Below are 22549 nucleotides of genomic sequence, written 5' to 3'. Positions count from 1 at the left end.
AAAAATGTGCGTCGGGATCAACCGATACGGAACAAGGGTTGGCCGGCTTCGACTTCCGTGCCACCGTCCACGAGGATCGCTTCGACGATGCCCGAGCGGCTGGCCTTGAGCGGATGGAACATCTTCATGGCTTCAATGACCGCCAGAGTCTGTCCTGCTTCCACGCTATCGCCGACCTGTACAAAGGGCGCTTCACCGACTGCCGGAGTCAGGTGCAAGACGCCATAGAGGCTGGCCTTGACCTCGCCTTTGGCGGGCGCAGGAGCGACGGCCTGCATGGCCGGTGCCGGTACGCTGGCGGCCTTGCCGATTGTCGCCCTGGCGGATAGCGAAGGTGCCTGCACGATATTGCCCGCGGCCTCCTTGAACAGACGCAGGGTGCTGTCACCTTCCGTCAGGCTGAGCTCAATCAGGTCGGACTCTGCCAGCAACCCGATCAGTGCCTTGATACGTTCTTGATCCATACCCTTGCCTTTACCTATGCCGCTTGCCGTATTGAATGAATTTCAATCTAACGAGGGCCGCGCAGGACCGCCAAGACGGTTTGGCTGTGGGGTGATAAGGCTCGCTTATGACCCGGGATCGGTCTGGTTACGCAGTTCTGCCACCAGCTCCAGGAGGATGGCTTTCACTGCCTGAGCAGGCACCGACAATGGCAGGTGACCGGACAGGCACAACGCCAACGGTGCCTGAATGCCGGGTTCGACAATGCGCAGCATGCGGGCACCTGTGGCGACCACCAGCACCTTGGCGGCCGACTCGGGAAGAATCGTCGAGCCGAAGCGCTCTGCCACGGCGGCAGTCAGGGTGGCCGAGGACTCCACTTCAGCCACCACTCGGGCGCTGAGGCTGATGCTCAGAAACGCTTCGTCGACCAGTTTGCGCATGATGTTGTAGGGGCGCGGCAGCAGCATGTCCATGGTTGCCAGTTCTGCCAGGGCGATTTCATCACGTTCGCCCAGGTGTTCGTCTGCGCTGACCAGATACAGGTTTTCCCGCAGCAGGGGGACGAAGCTCAGGCCATGCACTTCGCGCCCGCCATACAAGACCGCCATGTCCATGCGGCCATTCATGATCAGTTCGCTGAGGGTGGTGCCGAAGTTTTCATTGAGGTACAGCAGAATCCCCGGATAGCGCTCGCGAACCCGGCGCAGCAGCGGCAGGGCGAGGGTGGACGCTGCCGTGCCCGGTGCCAGCCCGACCGAAACCTGTCCGGACAAGGCGTGTCCGGTGTCGTTCACGTCACTGATGGCCTGCTCGCACTGCCGCAGAATGTGCTGCGCATGACCGTAAAGCACCTTGCCCGCCTCGGTGGGCGTCACGCCGCGTTTGGTGCGGATCAACAATTGCTGATGCAGCTCGGCTTCCAGGGTTGCCAACTGTTGGCTGAGGGCGGGTTGCGCAATGTGCAGGACATCGGCGGCCTGTGTCAGGCTGCCGATGTCGACGATTTTCACGAAATATTTCAGACGACGGAGATTCAAAAGACGGACTCATGCTGGGGCTGACATCCCATGGGTCATAGCAAAAGACAGGCCATGCCGCGCAGCAGGCTGGACGCTATCTATAAGCCTTTGCTATGGCGTGCTGATCAGCAGCCGGTTCTGCCTGCGTGAGGCGCAACAGTCCCGAGGCTGTTTCATTTTGGTGCGTTGCCGGTCTGCAAGCGGTCATAAGGACTTCCTATCAAACCAGAACGAAACGGTCTTATCCGCTCAACGATTCCGACTCGTAACGTAGAGCCTCGAATGTCACCTCCGAGGATTACGACCTTGAACGCCTCCCGCATCGCCGCCCGCGTGCAACGCATCAAACCTTCGCCAAGCAGCGCGGCTTCCGACCGTGCCAATGAGCTGCGTCGCCAGGGCAAGTCGATCATCAATCTGGTCGTCGGCGAGCCCGACTTCGATACCCCCAGACACATCCGTGAGGCTGCCAGCGCTGCCATTGAACGGGGTGAAACCCGCTACACGGCGAACGTCGGCACACTGGAGCTGCGTCAGGCCATTGCCGCCAAACTCGCCAGGGAAAACAGTCTGGATTACCCGGCTTCGCAGATCGTGGTGACCAGCGGAGCCAAGAGTGCCATCTTCAATGCCTTCGCCGCGACCCTTGGCGCAGGCGATGAGGTATTGATTCCTGCGCCTTACTGGGTGTCCTACCCGGATATGGTGCTGGCCTGTGAAGGTGAGCCGGTGACCCTGGCCTGCCCGGAAGAAAACGGCTTCAAACTCACCGCCGAACAACTGCGTGGCGCGATCACCGAGCGTACCCGCTGGTTGCTGCTCAACTCACCGAGCAATCCGACCGGGGCCAGCTACAGCGCCCAGGAACTGCGCGCGCTGGCCGACGTGCTGCTGGAGTTCCCCGATGTGCTGCTGATGACCGACGACATCTATGAGCACATTCGTTTCGAGGGGGCGGATAACGCGCACATCCTGTGCGTCGAGCCCCAGTTGCGTGACCGGGTGCTGGTCATCAATGGTGTCTCCAAGACCTACGCCATGACCGGCTGGCGGATTGGCTATGCGGCCGGGCCTGCCGATGTGATCAACGCCATGGCCACCTTGCAGTCGCAGTCGACCAGCAATGCCAGTTCTGTCAGCCAGGCGGCTGCGGTGGCGGCTTTGAGCGGTGATCAGTCTTTCGTCAAAGAGAGCGTGAAGGTCTATCAGCAGCGTCGTGATCGCTGCCTGGAACTGATCAATGCCATTGATGGCCTGAGCTGCCTCAAGCCCGACGGCGCATTCTATCTCTATGTGAACTGCGGGGCCTTGATCGGCAAGCGCGCGCCCGATGGCAAGCTTCTGGAAACCGACACTGACGTGGTGATGTACCTGCTGGAAAGCCAGGGCGTGGCGGTGGTTGCCGGTACAGCCTATGGTCTGGCACCGTTCTTTCGCATGTCCATTGCCACGGCGCTGGAAACCCTTGAGCAGGGTTGCTCGCGAATCGCCACTGCCGTTGCGGCATTGGTCTGAGGCGCATCGATGACGACTCAGGTAAGTGCCTTGAGCTTCAGGCAAGCGCTGTTGGCGATGCTCGGCATCTCGCTGGTGCTGATGCTCTCGGCGCTCGATCAGACGGTGATCGGCAATGCGTTGCCCAGCATCGTCGCCGAACTACAGGGCTTTGAACTCTATGCCTGGGTCGCCACCGGTTATCTGCTGACCTCGATCGTGACCATTCCAGTGTTCGGTCGGTTGGGCGATTACTTCGGACGCAAGCCTTTCGTGATTGCCGCGACCATCGTCTTTACCCTGGCTTCACTGATCTGTGCGATGGCCACCGACATGCGGGTGCTGGTGATTGGTCGGGCGTTGCAGGGTGTCGGAGGAGGGATGCTGATCGGTACGGCATTCGCCTGTATTCCTGAGCTGTTCCCGGATACCCGGCAGCGGCTGCGCTGGCAGATGATGCTCAGCGCGCTGTTCAGTGTGGTCAACGCCATCGGTCCCGGTCTGGGTGGTTTGCTGACGGAGGCTTATGGCTGGCGTTCGGTGTTCTATCTCAATCTGCCGCTGGGGTGTATCGCGCTGTTCTTCGCCTGGCGTTACCTGCCGTATTACCGGCCCGTGCAGACCCAGGGCATTCGCCTGGACTGGTTCGGCGCTTTGTTGATTGCGGTCGCACTGGGCAGCCTGCAATTGGGCGTTGAATGGATGGGGCATTCGAGTACCTTGCTTAGCGCGTCCCTGGCCTTGATCTGCCTGCTTTGCGGGGCGACGCTCTGGTTCTGGGAGCGGCGCTGCACGTCGGCGCTGTTGCCACCGGCAATGTTCGCCGTATCGAGCATGCGCACCCTGTTTCTACTGTCGGTGCTGGCCGGGGCGATCATGTTCAGCCTGCTGTTCTATCTGCCGCTGCTGCTGCAAGGCAGTTACGGCTACTCCCCGAAAGACGCCGGCCTGCTGATTACACCACTGGCCTTGAGCATCACCCTGGGTGCCATCGTCAACAGCCGCATCGTGACCCGCTTGAGCAATCCGAACCTGCTGCCGCTGGCCGGTTTTCTTGCCTTGTTGCTGGCCTGTACCGGCCTGGCGCTGGCGGGGCGCAGTGCATCGTTCAATACCTTGCTGATGCTGATCCTGCTGGCCGGAGTAGGGCTTGGGTTCATCCTGCTCAACCTGACCGTGTTCACACAAACCCTGGCCGAGCGGCAGTTCCTGGGCATTGCCACGGCCCTGATCCAGTCACTGCGACTGGTCGGCGGCCTGCTGGGCACTGCGGTCATGGGGGTGTTGGTCAACTTGCTGTATGTCACTCATCTGAACCGTGCGTTTCTGGCGGCTGGCCAGGAAAGTTCGATTGCCCGTTATATCAATCCACAAGTGTTGCTGACATCGACTTCTGATGATTCGGGCGAAGCCTGGCACCTGCTGGAACTGGCCCGTGAGGCATTGGCACGCTCGGTGGGGATCGGGCTGCTGATGTGCGCAGGCCTTGGGGTAATTGCATTACTGGTTCTGTATCGCTTGCCCGCGGTCAAGTTAGTCACCGCGCCGACTCTCGTTGCTCCTCAAAACAATAAAACTTAACTGCCTACTCCTGACTGCTTACACCACTTACTTACAGCAAAGGATATTTCGATGGAGCTTATCAATCGCTCGCCCCGTCTGGTGGCTGGTATTTGCGGTATGGTCATGGCCCAACAGGCATTCAGTGCCGGTTTTGTAGAGGACAGCAAGGCCAGTGTGCTGGCCCGTAACTTCTTCAGTAATGCCGATAACCGCAGCGGGGCGGACAACCCGAACTACACCCAGGAGTGGGGGCAAGGTTTCATTCTCGATTTTCGTTCCGGTTATACCCAGGGGCTTGTAGGGTTTGGTGTCGACGCATTGGGCATGGCCGGTTTTCGTCTGGACTCCGGCAAGGGCCGTCATTACAACCCGACCAGTTCAGCGTTCAACGGTAACGTGTTCCCTACCGACGGCGATGGTCGTGCCGTCGATGAATTCGGCAGTGTTGGCCTGACCGCCAAGGCACTGGTTTCCAAGACCGAGTTCCGTTACGGCACGCTGGTGCCGATGTTGCCGGTAGTGATGTCCACCGATCGCATGTTGCAACAGACTTTCAATGGTGGCCAGGTTCAGTCCAGGGATATCGATAACTTCACCTTTACATTGGGCCAGCTGGAACATGTAAAAGGGCGCGGGTCGAGCAACCAGATGGGCATGTCCATTCCTGGCGCGAACAACGCCCGTACTGGCGAGTTCGTCAACAAGTTCTATTACGGTGGTGTCGATTACAAAGTCACTAAAGACCTGACCTTGCAGTATTACTACGGCCATCTGGAAGACTTCTACAAACAGAACTTCCTGGGTGTGAAATACGATATTGCTGTCGGGCCGGGCACCTTGCGTTCCGACCTGCGCTATTTCGATAACAAGTCCGATGGCGCCAATGGCAATGATCCGGCGTTCTACACCAACGGCTATTACGGCGGCGGTGTGGTGAAAGGCAAGGTAGACAGCCGCCTGTCCAGCGCGCTGTTCACCTATCTGGTCAGCGGCCACACCATTGCGGCCGGTTTCCAGCAGGTCAGCGGCGACAGCGATGCTGTATGGCTCAACCAGGGCGATGGCTCTACGGCGTACTTCATGACCGAATCCATGATCGGCAAATTCCAGCGTGCCGGCGAAAGCACCTGGCAGGTTCGCTATGGCTACGACTTCGCTCAGGTGGGCGTTCCGGGCCTGACTTTCATGGGCATGTACGAAAGCGGCTCGAACATTCGCACGGCCAATGGCGACCAGAAAGAATGGGAACGCAACCTGACCCTGGGCTACGTGGTGCAATCCGGCCCGCTGAAGAAGCTAGGCGTCCAGTTGCGACATGCCTCGCTGCGCAGCGAAGTCGCCTCCCAGCGTGACAGCGATGAGCATCGGGTGATTGTGACTTATCCGCTGGATATCCTCTAAAGCTGGCACAAGCGAATTTATTCGCGAAAACGGCATATCAAACGACATATCTCTGTCGGATGTGCTGGCCCTTCGCGAATGAATTCGCTACTACTGCGGTGTTGTCAAACTGCAACAGGCCCTATCGCCAGCAAGCTGCCTCCTGCAAGTACGTCATTCTTAAAACACCGCAAGATGACTATTGAGAATATCGGTCACCACCATATGCCCAGGTTTGTGGGTGATGGCGAATGAGGGGCGTGCGCTGCGGATCGCTTGTTGGGGGGTTACGCCGCAGGCCCAGAACACCGGGATTTCGCCTGGGCGGATAATCGAGCGTTCGCCGAAGTCGGGCGAATCGACATCGCGGATGCCGATCTGGGACGGGTCACCCAAGTGAACAGGCGCTCCATGGACACTCGGGAAGCGGGAAGTGACCTGCACCGCCCGGATGGCCTGTGCCGGAGTCATCGGACGCATGCTGACCACGGTGGTCCCGCCGAAACGTCCTGCCTTGCCATTGGCAATATTGGAAACGTACATCGGGACATTGGAGCCCTGTTCGATGTGGCGAATCGGTACGCCTGCATCTAGAAGCGCGCCTTCAAAGGAGAAGGAGCAGCCAATGACAAAACCTACCAGATCATCGTTCCACAGCCCTTTGAGATCCGACACTTCATCAACCTGTTCACCGTCGCGGAATACGCAATAAGCCGGGACGTCGGCCATCAAATCCACGCCGCCCAGTTCAGGAACCCGGCTGTCTCCCGGTTCGGTCATGCCGATAATCGGGCAGGACTTCGGGTTGAGGCAGGCGAATCGCAAGAACTCGTCTGCGTATTCACGAGGCAGAATGGCCAGGTTTCCCTGGGTGTAGCCAGGGCAGACGTCTGCGGTGGGGCCAGTATGAAGGCCAGCTCTGACGGCTGCGCGAAACTCGGCGGGGTTGGTCCAGGGCGTGCTCATCGTGAAGGCTCCAGCATTACGAAGTAGGGGAGTCATTCTTTGAACAGCTTGCAGGCAGTGTCTATCCAACAATAATCGCCATGCCTGTTCAATTTAACTGAACAGGTGATTTAGCCGTGACTGATGATCCAGTGTTCCCCCTGGCGTTTACAGTACGTGCGGCAGACCTTGTGCACGATGTCTGCGACCCCTGATACCAGCGCAGGCGCATTTTTCATATGGGATGTCGCGATCTTGAACGAGGGCGGGCTGGGCAGCGGGAGTTCTTGCAGTTCGCCATGTTGCAGGCTGTTCTTGACCAGAATGCCCGGCATGATCGCCACGCCTACACCTTCTTTCACCAGCGATACCAGCGCTGCCAGGGAAGGGGAACCGGATATGCGCAGTTCACTGGCCAATACCCCGTGCTCCGATGCCAACTGTTGCGCGATGGTAACGGCGGACTCATAGGGGGCCGAGCCTCGCATCTGCGTCAGCATTTGCTTGCTCAGCACTTTACGCACCATATCCCGTGTCGGCACAGCACGTGGGCGTGCAACCCAATGAATGGGCAGCTCTGCAATCGGTTTGGTAATCGCAAACGGATTGTCGCCGTCATCGGCGATGACCCGGATGATCAGGTCGACTTCACGTCGCATCAACTGCTCTTTCGAGTTTGAAGTCAGTTCAACGGACAGGTCTATGGTGACATCGGGCATTGTCCGGCTCATGAGTTTCATGAAGTCCGGTAGAAATGTGTGAACGACTGTCTCGATTACCGCAATCCGGATTCGGCCTTGTTCTTTCGCTGGAGAGCTGGCCGCACGTTGAAAGGCCTGTGTGGCTTCCACCAGACGCTCGGCATGAGGCAGCAGGCTGGCGCCTTGAGGCGTTATCTGAAGGGTCTTGTGGTCCCAGTTGAAGAGCACAATACCCAGTTCGGCTTCCAGCTTGCGCACACGCATGGAGATAGCACCCGGTGTGGTGTGCATCTGCTTTGCAACCTGACGAACACTGCCCACATGGGCCAACAGGATGAAGGTTTCAACGAATCGTGTATTCATGAAGGTCACAACCTTGCGCGGGCAATCCCGCATGTACACCACATGACCTCTGTTCAGTAAATCTGAACAGAGGTAGCTGCCTGTTCTCTGCTGCCGGGCTATTGAAGCATGAAACGCATGATCTGGTGAGGGGAGAGAAGGCGTTTGCTCAACCCCTATCGACGTATCAGCAATATGAAAAACACACCGCCAATGGCCGCCGTGGCGATGCCGATGGGCAGGTCCTGTGGCGCAATCAGCGTGCGGGCTGCGACGTCCACCCAGATCATGAACAGCGCCCCAAGCAGGGCGCTGACCGGCAGCAGCCTGCGGTGCTCGGCTCCGACCAGACGACGCGCCATGTGCGGCAACATCAGGCCGACGAAACCGATGGCACCGGAGAGCGACACCAGTACGCCGGTCAGCAACGAAGTGCTGACAAACACCTGCCAGCGCACATGCCGGGTATTGAACCCCAGGCTCACGGCAGTCTGTTCGCCACTCATCAAGGCATTGAGGGCACGGCTCAGGCTTAGCAGCACGATGAAACCACCCGATACGCAAGCGACCGGCAGCCATAGCAACTCCCAGCGCGCCAGCCCAAGGCCGCCGAGCATCCAGAACATCACGGAGTTGGCGGCATGCTGATCGCCGGTGTAGAGCAGCAGATTGACCAGGGCCATCAGTACGAATGACACCGCGACCCCAGCCAGCAACAGGCGCTCGCTTTCCAGACGTCCGTGCCTGCTGGCGACGGCCAGGACCAGCAGCATGCTGCCCAGTGCGCCGATGAAGGCGGCCAGCGGCAGGCTGAATACGCCAATGAACTCACCCAGATACAACACCGCGACCACTGCCCCAAGAGCAGCGCCGGAACTGACGCCCAGCAGGTGCGGGTCAGCCAGCGGATTGCGGGTCACCGCCTGGAGTGCCGTACCGACCAGTGCCAGCCCCGCGCCCACCAGCGCACCGAGCAATACCCGGGGGGCGCGGATCAGCCAGATGATCTGTGCCTGGCCCTTGCTCCAGTCCACCACGGCATCGAAGCCGACCTGTTGCAAAACAATGCCCAGTACCTTGGCCAAGGGCACTCGCGCCGGACCGAAGCCCAGTGATATCAGGCACGACAGCGCCAGCAGAACGAACAGGGTGCCGATCAGCCAGCGATAACCGGCCACGCTGCGTACAGGCTTCACTGCCGGGCTCCGTCGAACTGTTCGGGATGCAGCGCAGCGGCCAGTTTTTCGATGGCTTCAGCGTTATCGACCGAAGGCGTCACGGCGACATAGGGCAGTACCACGAATCGTTTCTGACGGATGGCTTCGACACTGCTCAAGGCTGCGTTCTGTAAAAGGAAGTCGCGCTTGTGCTGCCAGGAGGTCGGCCCATAATCGACGATCACGATCACCTGCGGGTTGCGCTCCACCACGCTTTCCCAACTGACCTGAGTCCAGCTGGCGGCGATATCGTCCATGACGTTCTGCCCGCCAGCCGTTTCGATCAAGGCGTGTGGCATCCCCAGTTTTCCTGAGGTCGCGGGCCTGTCTTCGCCACTGTCATACAGGAACACTCGCGGGCGTTGCCGGACCTGTCCCAGTCGGGCCGTTGTCTGCGCGACCCGTTGTTGCAGGCCCTCGACTACGGCATCGGCGCGTTGCTGGACATCGAAGATTCGCCCCAGGTTATGCAGGTCGCGGTACAGATCCTCCAGGCTGGCTTCGCGCTGAGTCATGATCCGCGAACAGGATTCGCTTAGTTCATACACGGGAATGCCGAACGGTTGCAGTGTGTGTGGCGTCACCGGGCCTCCGACGCGCATGCCGTAGCTCCAGCCTGCAAAGAAAAAGTCGGCATTGGCATCCAGCAGGTTTTCCACCGACGGGTAACGCTCTGCCAGCTCGGGCAGACCGTCCAGCGCCTCGCGCAGGGCCGGGTCGAGGGTTTTCCAGCCGGTGATGCCGGTGTAGCCAACCATGCGGGGGCGCAGGCCGAGGGCGAGCAGCATGCCGGTCAGGTTGATGTCATGGCTGACTGCCCGCTGTGGTGGATGATCGAACGTCACCTCGCGCCCGCAACTCTGCACGGTCAGGGGGAAATTATCGGCAGCAGCGGCCAGTGGCAGGGCGGCAAGCAGCATCAGGCAGGCCAGGGCTCGGGTCATGATGGGCTGATCCAGGTAATGCGTGGATGAGGTGCCAGTGGATGGGTATCCACCAGTGCGTGGACGCCGAATACGTGCAGCAGTCGTTGTTCGGTCAGAACCTCGGTCGGCGTGCCACTGGCAACGATCTGGCCGTGCTCGATGACATACAGCCGGTCGCAGAACGCCGCAGCCAGATTGAGGTCATGAAAGCTGGCCAGCGTGCTGAGTTTCAGTCGCCGCAAAGAGTGCAGCAGCTCCAGTTGGTAGCGCGGATCAAGATGGTTGGTGGGCTCGTCGAGGATCAGCAGACCGGGCTGTTGCACCAGTGCGCGGGCCAGCAATGCGCGCTGTTTTTCGCCGCCCGACAATGACACGAACGAGTGTTCGCTGAGCCCTTGCAAGCCCACCTGATTCAAGGTCTTGTCGATCAGGGCAAGGTCTTCGGCGCTTTCGCCGTCGAACCAGCCCTGATGAGGTGTACGCCCCATGGCCACGACATCCTGCACGGTCAGGCCGAACTCCTGAGGAAATTCTTGCATCATCACGGCCATGCGCTGAGCGCTCCAGCGGGGTGTCTGTTGCCAGATATCCTGCCCGTCGAGGTGCAGCGAGCCGCTGTCCGGTTCGTTGAAACGGTAGGCGCAGCGCAACAGACTGGTCTTGCCACTGCCATTGGGGCCGATCAGCCCGACGAATTCGCCTTGCCCGATGTGCAGGTCGATGCCTTCAAGCTGCCAGTGTTGGCCCTGGCCCTGTGGCGCAGTCCAGTTCAGGCGGTTGATATTCAGGGTGGACATGCTCGATTTCCGGGTTGGCTGGCGACAGGTTGTATGCTTGCCGCCAACTGGATCAGAAGCTGTAATCAGCCGTGACGAAGAAGGAGCGAGGTTCGCCCATCAGCCACTGCTGCCCGTTGTTGTACTGCGACGCGGCGTAGCGGCGGTCGAGCAGGTTGTTCAGTTGCAGGCCCAGACGCACATCGCGCTGCACCTGCCAGCCCAGATTGGCGTCCAGCACCGTGTAGCCTGGCACTGAGGTGGTATTGGCGGTGTTGGCATAACGCTCGTCTACATAGCGCAGGCCCATGCCGGCATCCAGCGTTTCGTTCAGCGCCTTGTTCAGCCACAGATTGGCGGTGCGGCGCGGGACGTCGGTGGGGCGATTGCCGGCGCGGGACACGACCTGCCCAGAAACCGTCTCATCGAAATCATCGTACTCGGCACGTACCACCGAGGCGTTGGCCGACACGTGCCAGTCATTGGCAAGGGCCAGTTCCAGAGAAGCTTCCAGGCCGTCAGATGACTGTTGGCCGACCTGTTGGGTCAGGCGGGTCACCGGGTCGATGGCCAGGAGTTTTTTCTTGACGATGTGATAGGCCGCCAGGGTCCATTCGCCACGTCCATCCCAGAACTGCTGCTTGAGGCCGAACTCGGTCTGTTTCGCTTCGGTCAGGTCCATCTGCTGCTGGGTCGGGTTCATGCTGATAAGGTTGCTGACGCCGTCTTCACTGGTGGAGTACTGGCCATACAGGGACAGTTGATTGGTCACAGCGAACACCAGCCCGGCGCGCCAGTTGCCGCCGGTGAGGCTCCGGTCGCTACGGCTGTCGGCACGCTGGTCATAGCGGTCGATGTGGTTCTGGTCGCGGCGCACGCCGGTCACCAGCGACCAGCGCTCGGACAGTTGCAGGCGGTTTTCGGCGAACACGGCAAAAGTGCGCGTGGTGCTTTCGGCCAGTGGCCGGAATGCCGACTGGCTCTGGAAGTCGCCGGATGCCGGGCTCCATGGATCGATGAAGTCGCCGCCGACATCGTTGTAAGGCGAGTTGTTGCTGACGTCGAAGCGGATTCTGTTGTACTCGGCTCCAATCACCGTGCGGCTGTCCAGGCCGAACAGCGAATGGTTGAACGTGAAACTCTGGCGGTCGCCGATCTGCTCCTGGTCGTGCTTGATCTCCAGGTAGTCGCCACGCAACAACTGACCCTGAGCGCTGCTCCAGCTATAGACTTCGGCGTTGCGCCAGTGGCGGCGGCTCTTGATGTAGTAGAGCTGGTTGCTGGCGCTGACGTTATCGTTGATGGCCCAGTCGGTGTTCAGGCGGGTCCATTCATCGTTGTAGCGTTGCACGGCATTGCGCAGGTTGTAGTTTTTGTCGCGCAGGCTGTCGCGGTATCGGCCATCGATCAGCGGTGTGCCGAAGTAGTTCATCGGCTCGCTGTCGCCACGTTCGTGGGCGAGGGTGAAGCTCAGGTCGTCGGTGGCTTGCCAGCGCAGGGCTGCGCTCATGGCCAGGCTGCGGGAATTGCCGTTATCGACCCAGCCATTGCTTTCCTGCTGGTTCAGGGTAAGGCGATAGCTCAGGGTATCGCTCAGCGAGCCGCCGCTGTCGAGGCCCAGTTGCTGGCGGTCATTGGAGCCGTAGCCCAGGCGCAGGCGATTGCGGATTTCGCCCTCGAAAGGCTTTTTCGGTACCACGTTGATAACGGCTCCGGTTGCGCCTTCGCCATAAAGCACCGAAGCCGGGCCACGGATCACGTCGATACGCTCGACCATGAACGGATCGACCGGGAAGGTCTGAGTGCCGGCGCCGGTGTACAGGCGCGAGCCGTCGAACAGGGTCATGACCGAGGAATGCCCGGTGAAGCCGCGAGCGGATAGCGCTGTATTGCCATCACCGGGCGTTGCGATGCTGGTGATGCCCGGCGAGCGGCTGACTGCATCTTGAACGGTCAGGTTATTGCGGCTTTCGAGGGGCTGGCTGTCGAGGCTACTGGTGCTGGCGGGTGTTTCCAGCGCCGTAAGGTTCAGGCGCGAACCGCTGGGTGTCGGGGTTGCCAGATCGGTTACTGGCGTATCGGCGCTGCCAGTGATTGCGACCGAGGGCAGTGCCAGGGTTTGTGAGTCAGCGGCCAATGCATGGGACGAAAGCGCCAGACAGGGAAGCAGGCTCAGGGATTGAAGCAGAAAAGAACGGGACATGCGATTCCAGCCAATCAGGAATGAATGAATCCCGGAGGGAACAACGCATAGGGAATCGCAGGCGCAAAAAGCCCGCGAAGACCGGCCTGCGCCCGCCCACCGCGGGTTTGCCAAACAAGGTTGCAGGCCGGTCTCCGGGCTTGCGAGGGTCATGAAACATTCACCTTCCCATGCCTTGGCACAGTGGTATTTTGAATGCTTCGCTCGCTTACCGTTGCGGGGGCAGCGCCGGACTGATCACAGAGAGTGACGCACCGGCTTCCCGTTTAATCCCATGCACGGCGGCATGGGACACCTGAAACTGGCGCGCATCAAATCATTGAAGCTGGAAAGCGTCAATGGCTGATGTTGGTCGAGCGTTAGGGGTTTCGCGAAGACTTACCACCGATAACTGACCGCCCCCACCACACTACGGGTATCGCCATAGCGGCATGAGTTGGCGCAGTACAGGTATTTCTCGTTGGTGAGGTTCTGTGCCTTGGCGCTGACTTGCCAGTTGTCGTCCAGGTCATAGCTGATTCGTGCATCGAACAAGGCGTAGGCCGGGATCTTGCGATCCGTGACGCTGGGCGTGGTGTGGGTGGTGCCGACATAGCGCACGCCGCTGCCCACTGACAGGCCCTTCAGGCCCGCCGAGGCGAAACGGTAATCCAGCCACAGCGAGGCATTGTGATAAGGCGTGCCTTCGATGCGCGACCCTTCGAGCACTTCATCGTTGTCCTCGATGATATGGGCGTCGGTATAGGCATAGGCGGCGTTCATGGCCAGTTGTGGCGTCAGTTGAGCCTTGGCTTCCACTTCAAAACCGGTGCTGCGTTCCTTGCCGGTCTGCTCGTCGAAGTCCGAGCCTGCAATGGAGGTGATGACGTTGCTCTGGGTCAACTGATAGACCGCCGCGCTGATCATCATCTCGCGACCTGGAGGCTGGTAGCGGATACCGATTTCATATTGCTCGCCTTCGGTGGGCAGGAAGGCATCGCCATTGGCATCGGTGCCGGAAGAGGGCAGGAAGGACTGGCTATAGCTGATATAAGGCGCCAGACCGTTTTCGGCCAGATAGACCAGCCCGATGCGCCCAGTGGCCTTGCTGTCGTCGGTGCTGCTGCGCGAGTCGTTGCGGTAGTTGCGGGTGCTGTTGTCAGCCCAGTCCTGGCGCATGCCGATCATCAGAAGCCAGCGGTCATCGAGTTTCAGCTGTTCCTGCAGGTAAATGCCGAGTTGATGGCTGTGCAGGTCGGAGCCACTGTCGATGTTACGGTTCACGGCAGGCAGGTTGCCATAGACCGGGTTGGCAAGGTCCAGCGCCGGTGCGCTGCCGCTGAAGCGGTGGCTGTCGTAGGTCTTGCGGTAGTAGTCCAGGCCGCCCAGCAGGGTATGTTTCCAGCGCCCGTTTTCCAGATCCAGTTGCAGGCTGGTGTCAGAGGTCCAGCCGGTGGCAATGTCTTCGCGTGAGTTGTAAGTGCGCGACAGGCTCGACAGATTCGCGCCGCTGATCCGGCTGTTGTTCAGGGTGATGTAGTCATAGTCGGTGCGGGACTCGAAGTAGCGGGCCGCGTGACGCAATTGCAGGTTGTCGTTCAGGCGCTGCTCGAACAGATAGCCGAAGGTCTGCAAGGTGCCATCGTAATCGTCGAAATCCGGCTCGCCCGCAAACAGGTCATAGGGCACTTTGTAGCCCGGCGTTGAGCTAAAGGTGGTGATGTCATAGCGCATGGGCGGCGTCAGGCTGGTCTGTGTGCGCTGATGACTGGCGAGCAGGGTCAGGCGGCTGTCGTCGTTGATCTGCCAGGTCAGCGCGGGGGCGATGTAGTGCTTGTCATCGTCGATGGCGTCGTACTGGGTGCCGCTGTCGCGCACCAGGGCAGTCAGCCGATAGCTGAAACGGCCTTCGTCATCGATGCGGCCACTGTGATCGGTGGAGAGTTGCTGTCGATCATGATTGCCGTATTCCAGATTGATTTCATGCAACGGGTCGAGCGTGGGACGCTTGCTGATGGCGTTGATCAGCCCGCCGGGCGCCAGTTGGCCATACAGTACGGAGGATGCGCCCTTGAGCACTTCCACACGTTCCAGCCCGTAAGGTTCCTGACCCCCTTCAAACTGGGTGCTCTGCATTTTCATGCCGTCGCGCATTACGCCGCCTGTGCGTGGGCCGATATCGAAACCGCGCATGCGGTAGTCGTCGGCCACGCGGCTGTAGCCGTTCGGCTGGCTGATCACACTGGTGTTGTAGTTGAGGGCGTCGGCAAGGCTGTCGTGTTTGCGCGACTGCATTTCTTCACGGGTAATCACCGACACCGACTGGGGAATCTCCAGCAGGGAGGTGTCGGTCTTGCTCACGGTTGCACTGCGTTGTGCGACCCAGCTGTGAGCCGGTCCCCAGGCGTCTTGTTCATGGCTGGCCGCACTCACCGTGATATCCGAGAGTTCCATGGCCGAAGTCTCGGGGCGCCGCTCAATGCTCAAGGTGCCGCTGGGGGTGATGCTCAATTGCAGGGGCAAACCTCGCAGCACCTCGCTCACCGCCTGCTCGACGCTGTAGCGACCGCGTAATGGCGCGGCTGTCAGGCCGCGAGTCAGCGTTGCGTTAAACGCAATGTTGCGCCCGCTCTGGCGAGCGATGCTGGTCAGGGTTGCATCCAGAGGGCCGGCTGGCAGATCCAGGTCCATGAGTTGCTGGCGGGCGTTTGCGGGCTGGGCGGGATCATCGGCCACGCTGTCCAGCGTGGTGAACGCCAGGGCAAATGCCAGCGGTGTCAGGGTCAAGCGCAGTGGTCGGTGCATGGCAGCATTTCCCGTTTGGGTAGTCGATGCCAGCTATGTGACGCGAGCGGCCTGGAAATTAAGGGGGTATGAAAAATATTTTCAGCGCAGGCTGATGTGCGTCCACCAGCCGAAGCGTTTCTCGACTTTTACCGGCAGCACTTCCTGCAGCGAACGCAAGGTCTGGCCACTGTCATCCAGGGTGAAGACGCCGGTGACCCGCAGCGCGGCGGCATCCTGATCGATGCGCAATAGACCGGGGTGATAGTCGCGCAGGGCTTCGATGACATCGGCCAGCGGCTGGTCGTGAACTTCGAGCAAGCCCTCTTTCCAGGCATTTTCGCTCGACAGGCGCGTATCCAGAGGCTGAATGCGTCCGTCCTGCAGCCGTGCGCCCTGGCCTGGACCCAGGGTTTGAGTCGCACCGCTGGCAACCGTGAGTTGCACGCGAGATTCCTGCACCCAGACATGCGTACCCTGTTCATGCAGGCTGACGGTGAAGCGTGTGCCCAGTGCCCTGGCTTCGCCGAAGGCTGTGCGAATGACCAAAGGCCGTTGCGGGTCTGAAGCGACCTGAATGCTGAGGGCGCCCTCATGCAGAATGAGGGTGCGCTGTCGGTCGTCGAAGGCCAGGTCGACGCGGCTTCGGGCATTGAGTAGAAGCTGGCTGCCATCCTCCAGAGAGAAGGGGCGCCGCTCGGCCAGTCCGGTGTAGAGATCGCCACGATTCCATGGCAGCAGCCCGTTGCGTTGCAGCCACCAGCCGCCGACACCCATTCCGGCCAGCCCCAATGCTCCGCGCAGCCATTGACGACGGTTTTGCCCGGACGTACTCAACACTTGGCGTGACAAGGGCGGCAGCCCGGCGAAGGTCTGCCCGATACGCTGCTCAAGTTGCGCCCAGGCATCGCGATTGTCCTGGCTGCTCTGCAGCCATTGCTGAAAGTGTTGGCGTTGAGTCGTGCTGATGCTGCCGGAGCGTTGCAGGGCCAGCCATTCAATGGCTTCGGCGACAGAGGGCGATAGCCGCTGGGTGCTCATCGTTGCTCCAGGGCCAGATAGCAAAGGCCCAATGCCTTGACGACGTATTGATGAACCCGTGGCGCGGAAATGCCCAGCGCGCGACCGATTTCGGAGTAGGTCATGCCATCGAGCTGGCTATACAGAAAGGCGCTGCGGCCCATGGGCGACAGGCCATCCAGTATCTGGTCGATCGTGCTCAGGGCTTCCAGCGCCTGTACCTGTTCTTCGGCGGAAGGCTCGTAGCCCTGAGGCTGTTGCGCCAGTACTTCCAGGTAAGCCCGCTCCAGATCTCGGCGCCGCCACGAAGCAAAAATCAGTCGCTTGGCAATGGTCGTCAGCAACGCCCTTGGTTCACGAATGGCGTGAGGCTCGGGCAGGGCGACCACTTGGGCGAAGGTTTCGGCCGCCATGTCTGCTGCATCGTGATGACAACCCAGACGTGCACGTAATCGCTCCTGCAACCAGCCATGATGGTCGCCGAACAACTGTTGCAGAACACGGTTACGCACGCTCAGAGGGCGGGCATCGGGGGAGGTCGGGATCATGTTACGAAGGCTAATGAAAATTATTATCAAATGATGCCGATTCGCCGCATTGATTGCAACAAGCCGCCATGGCCCGGACATGAGCCTGTATTCCATTGAAAAGCCCGACATTGCGTCGGGCCTGGTTCAAGCGTGATGACGGGGTTATTCGTCACCCTTGGCAAAACTCAGCAGCGCGTCGCCTTCCATGCGATACCGCACCCACTCGTCCTGAGGTGCCGCACCCAAAGCCTTGTAGAACTTGATGGCCGGCTCATTCCAGTCCAGCACGCTCCACTCGAAGCGGCCGCACCCATTGGCGACGGCTTCACGGGCGATATGACGCAACAAGGCGCGTCCGGCACCGATGCTGCGGTTTTCCGGCGAGACGTACAGGTCTTCCAGATAAATACCGTTGCGGCCCAGCCAGGTGGAGTAACTGTAGAAATAGACGGCGAAACCGACGGGCTTGTCGTCATACAGGCAGATCAAGGCCTTGGCAGGTGCATTGTCGGCGAACAGCGAGCGATGAATGTCTTCGACAGTGGCGATTACTTCATGACGGGCACGTTCATAGATGGCCAGTTCAGTGATGAAAGCAAGGATCTGGCTGGCGTCGTCGGGGCGGGCAGGGCGAATTTCGAGCGGCACAACGATTCTTCCTTATTGGTATGAGCCGGCATCATAGCTCAGGCATCACGCAACAAGTCATGGGCGTTGAGCAGTTCCCAGGCGATTTCGGGGCGATTTTCCAGGCCACGCCGAATAGCCGCCGGAATCGACTGGCGGGTCTTGCGGCACAGGCCGGTCTTTTCGGGCACAAAGATGCTGATACCGCGCATGGTACGCACCTCATTGAAACCCGGCGCGATCTCCACGCGGATACCCAATTGCTCGTGGATTTTGCCTTGCAAGCGTTCAAGGTCGCTGAGGCTTTCGATACGCTCCAGCCGCTCCAGCAGGCGTTTTTCTTCCTCGCGGGTCAGAAGCAGAATGCGCCGATCGGCATCGGGAGCGTCCAGCCGCTCACGCTCGCAGTTACAAGCGCCGGGCGGGCATGGGTTGCGGATCGGGGGCGAGGTGTTCATGGGCGCAGCATAGCCATTTGCGAGTGCTTCTGACCATAGGTTGCACAGCCTTCTGTCGAGCGTCATTGCTGAACTTCATTCATAACCGTATCAAGTAATGCGGGTCTAGTTGGATACTCGTTCTCCCCCTAACATCGCGGGCAATTTTTGAATGTGGCCAGAGCCAAGATGAGAAAAATCCTGTTGCGAACATTGGCTGTGCTCACGGCTATCGTTGCCGTGCTGGTTGCAGCGGTCTTCTTCTATATGCGTCAGCCGGTTTTCGGCCAGTTGCCGCAGGGAGAGCGGCTTGCCCGTATCCAGGCATCACCGAACTACGTGAACGGTGCTTTTCAGAATCAGGAGGACACGCCTTTCCTGACCAATGGCGCTACCCAGTTGTCGATTCGCATCGACAACTTTTTCGCGGAAAAGGGCAAGCCACGTCCAACTCAGAGCATTCCCACCCAGAAAACAGATCTGCGCTCCCTGAATCCGCAGGATGATCTGGTGATCTGGCTCGGTCATTCCTCGTGGTATGTGCAACTGAACGGCAAGCGCATCCTGATCGACCCGGTATTCAGCGACCATGCTGCTCCGTTGCCCGGATTCGTGACGGCGTTTGACGGCACGACTATCTATTCGGCGCAGGACATGCCATGGATCGATGTGCTCCTGATCACCCACGACCATTACGATCACATCGATTACCCGACGGTTCTTGCCCTCAAGCCGCTGGTCAAACAGGTGGTTACCGGGTTGGGAATCGGAGCACATTTCGAGTCCTGGGGTTATGACGCTGCCAGGATTCACGAGCTGGACTGGTATGAGCGTCATGAAGTCGGCATGGACCTGCGGTTGCATGCCACGCCTGCCAGGCATTACTCCGGACGCACATTGACCCGCAATCAGGCGTTGTGGGCAGGGTTTGTGCTGGAATCACCGCAGCGTCGGCTGTTCTTCAGCGGTGACTCCGGCTATGGACGCCACTTTGCCGAGATTGGCAAGCGCTTCGGGCCGTTCGACTGGGTGTCCCTCGACAGCGGCCAGTACGACCCGCGCTGGGCGAACCTGCACATGAACCCCGAAGAGGCTGCTCAAGCTGCTGTCGATCTGGGCACCCGCGTATTGACTCCCGGGCATGTGGGACGCTTCTCCCTCGCGTCCCATGACTGGAATGATCCTTTCCGGCGCCTGACTGCAGCCAGTGAAGGGCGCGGCTATGCCCTGTGGACACCGATGATCGGTCAGCCCGTTCATGTCGACGGCAGGGCTCAGTCCTTCGAGCCCTGGTGGAACCGCGTCGACTGAATCAACCCTGATACCTGACCGCGTCTACAAAGGCTGTAAACGCCGAAGATGCCTGGCGGCGGTTGGGGTAATACAGGTGAAAGCCCTGAAAATAAGGGCTCCAGTCAGCCAGCACTTCTTTCAACTGACCGCTTGCCAGGTAAGGCTTGGCCATGAAGTCGGGAACATAGGCCAGGCCGAGGCCATCCAGAGCGCCGTTCAACACGTGGATCATGCTGTTGGCGGTCAATTGGCCGCTGACCCGGATAGTGAGTTTTCGCTGACCTTTTTCAAATTCCCATGCATAGCAACTGCCATTTGCCGAGTGGCGAATATTGATGCAGTTATGTTGCGTAAGGTCCTGGGGTTGGGTAGGGGCAACATGCTTTTTAAAGTAGAGCGGTGAGCCCACCACGGCAAGTCGCCAGTCAGGGCCCAGGCGCACGGCAATCATGTCTTTGCTGATGGATTCACCCAGCCGGATACCGGCATCGAAGCGGTCGGTCACGATATTGGTGAAGCCGTAATCGATACCGATCTCCACCTGAACATCCGGATACGCCGCAAGAAAGTCGGCAAGCATGGGCCTTAAAATGCTCTCGGCCGCATCATCGGAGCAGGTTATCCGGATTGTACCGGCAGGCTTGTCACGCAGCTCGGTGACTCTTTCGACCTCCGCGACTATCTGATCAAACAACGGCCCTATGGACTGCATCAGCTTTTCGCCGGCTTCAGTCGGCGCCACGTTGCGAGTGGTGCGAGCCAGCAAACGGATGCCCAGTCTTTCCTCAAGTGCCCTGATGGTATGGCTCAGGGCAGAAGGAGTGACGCCGAGTTTCGCAGCGGCCTTGGTAAAGCTCTGGTCGCGAGCTACGGCAAGGAATAGCTGTAAGTCATTGACTTTGGGTGCGCTCATTGTTGAGCTTTTCTCATGATTGCATGGAAATTACGTCGACTAATCATTCTAATCCACCTGCCTTAAGCTGGGCTCCACATTTTGGGGCGTGCTCGACATGCATCAGCTTTACAGGTAGAGACATATGAACACACTGGAAACCCGTCCAGATCAACAAACGACTTCCGGCCATCCTCCTGCATGGGGAGCCGTATTTTCAATGGCGCTCTGTGTCGTTGTACTGATTGCATCGGAATTCATGCCGGTCAGCCTTCTTACGCCGATTGCCCAGGATCTCGGGATCAGCCAGGGCCAGGCAGGTCAGGCGATCTCTATTTCCGGCTTTTTTGCCGTCCTTACCAGCCTCTTGAATACGCCGCTGACCGGTCGGTTCGATCGCCGCAAAGTACTGCTGGGCTTCAGCCTGCTGCTGGTGATTTCAGGCGCAATTGTTACCTGGGCTCACAACGGCATGCTCTTCATGACCGGGCGTGCTCTGCTGGGTATCGCAATTGGCGGTTTCTGGTCCATGTCGACCGCGACCGTCATGCGACTGGTGCCCAAGGACTCCGTTGCAAAAGGCCTGGCCCTCATCAATGGCGGCAACGCACTGGCGGCCACTGTTGCTGCACCATTGGGCAGTTATCTGGGGCAATTCATCGGGTGGAGGGGCTCGTTTTTCCTCGTGGTGCCATTGGCCGTGCTTGCCTTCATCTGGCAATGGCTGAGCATTCCCGCGATGCGCAGTGAGGCGACGACTCGTTCCAGCAACCCTTTCCGCCTGCTGGGTAATCCCCAGGTTGCGCTCGGGATGCTGGCAATCATGCTGCTGTTCATGGGGCAGTTCGCGGTCTTCACTTACCTGCGCCCGTTTCTGGAAGTCATCACCGGCGTGAGCGTTACGACACTGTCGTTCATGCTTCTATTGCTGGGGGCGAGCGGCGTCGTCGGCACTTACTTGATTGGCACACTGCTGCAAACCCGCATGTATGCCTACCTCATCGCCATTCCACTGACGATGGCTGTTCTCGCTGCACTGCTGGTCGAGATGGGCAGTTCAATGTGGGCAGTGGGAATCCTGCTCGCGGTATGGGGCCTGGTTGCCACGCCGGCGCCTGTGGCATGGGGGCTGTGGCTGAGCAAGACCCTGCCGGACGATGCCGAGGCGGGCGGCGGCCTGATGGTCGCTACCATTCAGATGGCGATCACTGCCGGTGCAGGGTTTGGAGGCACGTTGTTCGACAGCCTGGGCTGGTGGAGTCCGTTTGCTCTGGGCGTGGTGGTCCTGCTCGCGTCTTCAGCGTTCGCGTGGGCGGCGTTGGGGCAGGCGAGTCGGCAGGAAAGTACCGATGGGGACGTCTTGTCGAGCCGGTAAGTGGGGCAGGATAAAGCGGTCAGGGTTCTGACTGCTTTATCTCATTTCTGCGCAAGAATACTCGCAAGCAACCCTGGAAATCGGCTTTCAAGCACGTCCATCCCTGAAGCCAATATTCCATGGGGCCTGCATTCATGGGGCCTGTCGCCGAGCGCGTACGACGCGAAGCCGGTTTGCCCGTGACCTCGGCCTAGGGCTTTGGTACGCCGCAACTGGCGGAAGGTGCGTTGCAGGCTGGGCAACTCGATCTGGTTTCCGTGGGGCGCGAGAATCTGGCTGACCCGCATTGGGCTTACTTTGCGGCGAAAGAGCTGGGTGTGGAGAAGGCCGCGTGGACATTGCCTGCGCCTTATGCGCATTGGTTGGAGCGGTATCGGTAAGGGATTATGGCGTGTGACGCCGTGCCTTAGGGGCTGGCGCCATTTTGGCAGACTCAAGGGGCTGGAGTCGCCGGTCGGGTATGCCTCTTGGGCATCGTGGCTGTCCCAGAAAAATCAAAATTCTATCTACTTGTCTGAGCATCACTGCAATCTCGCGTGCCCATCCGTGCTAGGCCATTTGCCTTTAAAGTGCCATGATGCGAGAGGTTTATTGCAAGG

Annotated in this window: 19 protein-coding genes, 1 pseudogene and 1 riboswitch; of the genes and pseudogenes, 6 read left to right on the top strand and 14 right to left on the bottom strand. The window is 59.6% G+C overall.

Going from position 1 to position 22549, the window contains the following annotated elements:
• Positions 1-17: 17 nt before the first annotated feature.
• Complete coding sequence (locus KGD89_RS14090; protein WP_025260418.1) at positions 18-464, bottom strand: acetyl-CoA carboxylase biotin carboxyl carrier protein; 447 nt, start codon at positions 462-464, stop codon at positions 18-20.
• 105 nt (positions 465-569) lie between these two features.
• A complete protein-coding gene (gene nac, locus KGD89_RS14085) occupies positions 570-1484 on the bottom strand; it encodes a nitrogen assimilation transcriptional regulator NAC (protein ID WP_025260417.1) in 915 nt (304 codons plus the stop codon).
• Between the two features lie 288 nt (positions 1485-1772).
• Here nac and KGD89_RS14080 point away from each other — a divergent pair, with 288 nt between their 5' ends.
• The 3 genes from KGD89_RS14080 to KGD89_RS14070 are packed head-to-tail and all read left to right on the top strand — an operon-like array spanning position 1773 to position 5924.
• Positions 1773-2981 carry an aspartate transaminase gene (locus KGD89_RS14080; protein WP_025260416.1) on the top strand — a complete coding sequence of 403 codons (1209 nt, stop codon included), beginning with the start codon at positions 1773-1775 and terminating at the stop codon, positions 2979-2981.
• A gap of 9 nt (positions 2982-2990) precedes the next feature.
• Positions 2991-4541 (top strand): MFS transporter, encoded by a 1551-nt coding sequence (locus KGD89_RS14075; protein ID WP_025260415.1) that lies wholly within the window; start codon positions 2991-2993, stop codon positions 4539-4541.
• A 51-nt stretch (positions 4542-4592) separates the two neighbouring features.
• A complete protein-coding gene (locus KGD89_RS14070; RefSeq protein WP_025260414.1) occupies positions 4593-5924 on the top strand; it encodes an OprD family porin in 1332 nt (443 codons plus the stop codon).
• A 159-nt stretch (positions 5925-6083) separates the two neighbouring features.
• Here KGD89_RS14070 and KGD89_RS14065 read toward each other — a convergent pair whose 3' ends face one another.
• From KGD89_RS14065 to KGD89_RS14015, 11 genes are all read right to left on the bottom strand, one after another.
• Positions 6084-6869, bottom strand: a complete 786-nt coding sequence (locus KGD89_RS14065; RefSeq protein ID WP_025260413.1) for a putative hydro-lyase — start codon at positions 6867-6869, stop codon at positions 6084-6086.
• A gap of 110 nt (positions 6870-6979) precedes the next feature.
• Positions 6980-7912, bottom strand: a complete 933-nt coding sequence (locus tag KGD89_RS14060; protein ID WP_025260412.1) for a LysR family transcriptional regulator — start codon at positions 7910-7912, stop codon at positions 6980-6982.
• A 155-nt stretch (positions 7913-8067) separates the two neighbouring features.
• The gene (locus KGD89_RS14055; protein ID WP_025260411.1) at positions 8068-9069 is read right to left on the bottom strand and encodes a FecCD family ABC transporter permease; all 1002 of its coding nucleotides are present in this window, start codon (positions 9067-9069) and stop codon (positions 8068-8070) included.
• A 14-nt stretch (positions 9070-9083) separates the two neighbouring features.
• Positions 9084-10052: an ABC transporter substrate-binding protein gene (locus tag KGD89_RS14050; protein WP_025260410.1), complete on the bottom strand. Its 969-nt coding sequence runs from the start codon at positions 10050-10052 to the stop codon at positions 9084-9086.
• Positions 10049-10831, bottom strand: coding sequence for an ABC transporter ATP-binding protein (locus KGD89_RS14045; RefSeq protein ID WP_025260409.1), 783 nt, complete (start codon positions 10829-10831; stop codon positions 10049-10051). Before KGD89_RS14045 ends, KGD89_RS14050 begins: the two co-directional genes overlap by 4 nt.
• Positions 10832-10883: 52 nt before the next feature.
• Complete coding sequence (locus KGD89_RS14040; RefSeq protein WP_038399891.1) at positions 10884-13013, bottom strand: TonB-dependent receptor; 2130 nt, start codon at positions 13011-13013, stop codon at positions 10884-10886.
• A 108-nt stretch (positions 13014-13121) separates the two neighbouring features.
• A riboswitch (cobalamin riboswitch) is annotated at positions 13122-13327 on the bottom strand.
• A 64-nt stretch (positions 13328-13391) separates the two neighbouring features.
• Positions 13392-15797, bottom strand: a complete 2406-nt coding sequence (locus tag KGD89_RS14035; protein ID WP_025260408.1) for a TonB-dependent siderophore receptor — start codon at positions 15795-15797, stop codon at positions 13392-13394.
• An 81-nt stretch (positions 15798-15878) separates the two neighbouring features.
• Complete coding sequence (locus KGD89_RS14030) at positions 15879-16817, bottom strand: FecR family protein (RefSeq protein ID WP_025260407.1); 939 nt, start codon at positions 16815-16817, stop codon at positions 15879-15881.
• Entirely contained in the window at positions 16814-17344 is a 531-nt protein-coding gene (locus tag KGD89_RS14025) for a sigma-70 family RNA polymerase sigma factor (RefSeq protein ID WP_025260406.1), read from the bottom strand. The genes KGD89_RS14030 and KGD89_RS14025 overlap by 4 nt, the downstream gene beginning before the upstream one ends.
• Positions 17345-17488: 144 nt before the next feature.
• Positions 17489-17974, bottom strand: a complete 486-nt coding sequence (locus KGD89_RS14020) for a GNAT family N-acetyltransferase (RefSeq protein ID WP_025260405.1) — start codon at positions 17972-17974, stop codon at positions 17489-17491.
• Positions 17975-18012: 38 nt separating this feature from the next.
• On the bottom strand, positions 18013-18411 hold the full coding sequence (locus KGD89_RS14015; protein WP_025260404.1) for a hypothetical protein: 399 nt from the start codon (positions 18409-18411) through the stop codon (positions 18013-18015).
• 168 nt (positions 18412-18579) lie between these two features.
• Here KGD89_RS14015 and KGD89_RS14010 point away from each other — a divergent pair, with 168 nt between their 5' ends.
• Positions 18580-19701 (top strand): MBL fold metallo-hydrolase, encoded by a 1122-nt coding sequence (locus tag KGD89_RS14010; protein ID WP_025260403.1) that lies wholly within the window; start codon positions 18580-18582, stop codon positions 19699-19701.
• A 1-nt stretch (position 19702) separates the two neighbouring features.
• On the opposite strand, the gene KGD89_RS14005 is transcribed toward KGD89_RS14010, so the two are convergent.
• Entirely contained in the window at positions 19703-20596 is an 894-nt protein-coding gene (locus tag KGD89_RS14005; RefSeq protein ID WP_025260402.1) for a LysR family transcriptional regulator, read from the bottom strand.
• A 124-nt stretch (positions 20597-20720) separates the two neighbouring features.
• Here KGD89_RS14005 and KGD89_RS14000 point away from each other — a divergent pair, with 124 nt between their 5' ends.
• Positions 20721-21950 (top strand): MFS transporter, encoded by a 1230-nt coding sequence (locus KGD89_RS14000; protein WP_025260401.1) that lies wholly within the window; start codon positions 20721-20723, stop codon positions 21948-21950.
• A gap of 96 nt (positions 21951-22046) precedes the next feature.
• Positions 22047-22330, top strand: a pseudogene (locus tag KGD89_RS13995) (NADH:flavin oxidoreductase/NADH oxidase); the annotation flags it as partial.
• Between the last annotated feature and the right edge of the window lie 219 nt (positions 22331-22549).

Source organism: Pseudomonas cichorii, assembly GCF_018343775.1.
In the GTDB taxonomy this organism is placed as follows: domain Bacteria; phylum Pseudomonadota; class Gammaproteobacteria; order Pseudomonadales; family Pseudomonadaceae; genus Aquipseudomonas; species Aquipseudomonas cichorii.
Note: the sequence above shows the minus strand (reverse complement) of the source record. Positions and strands in the feature narration are given on the sequence as shown.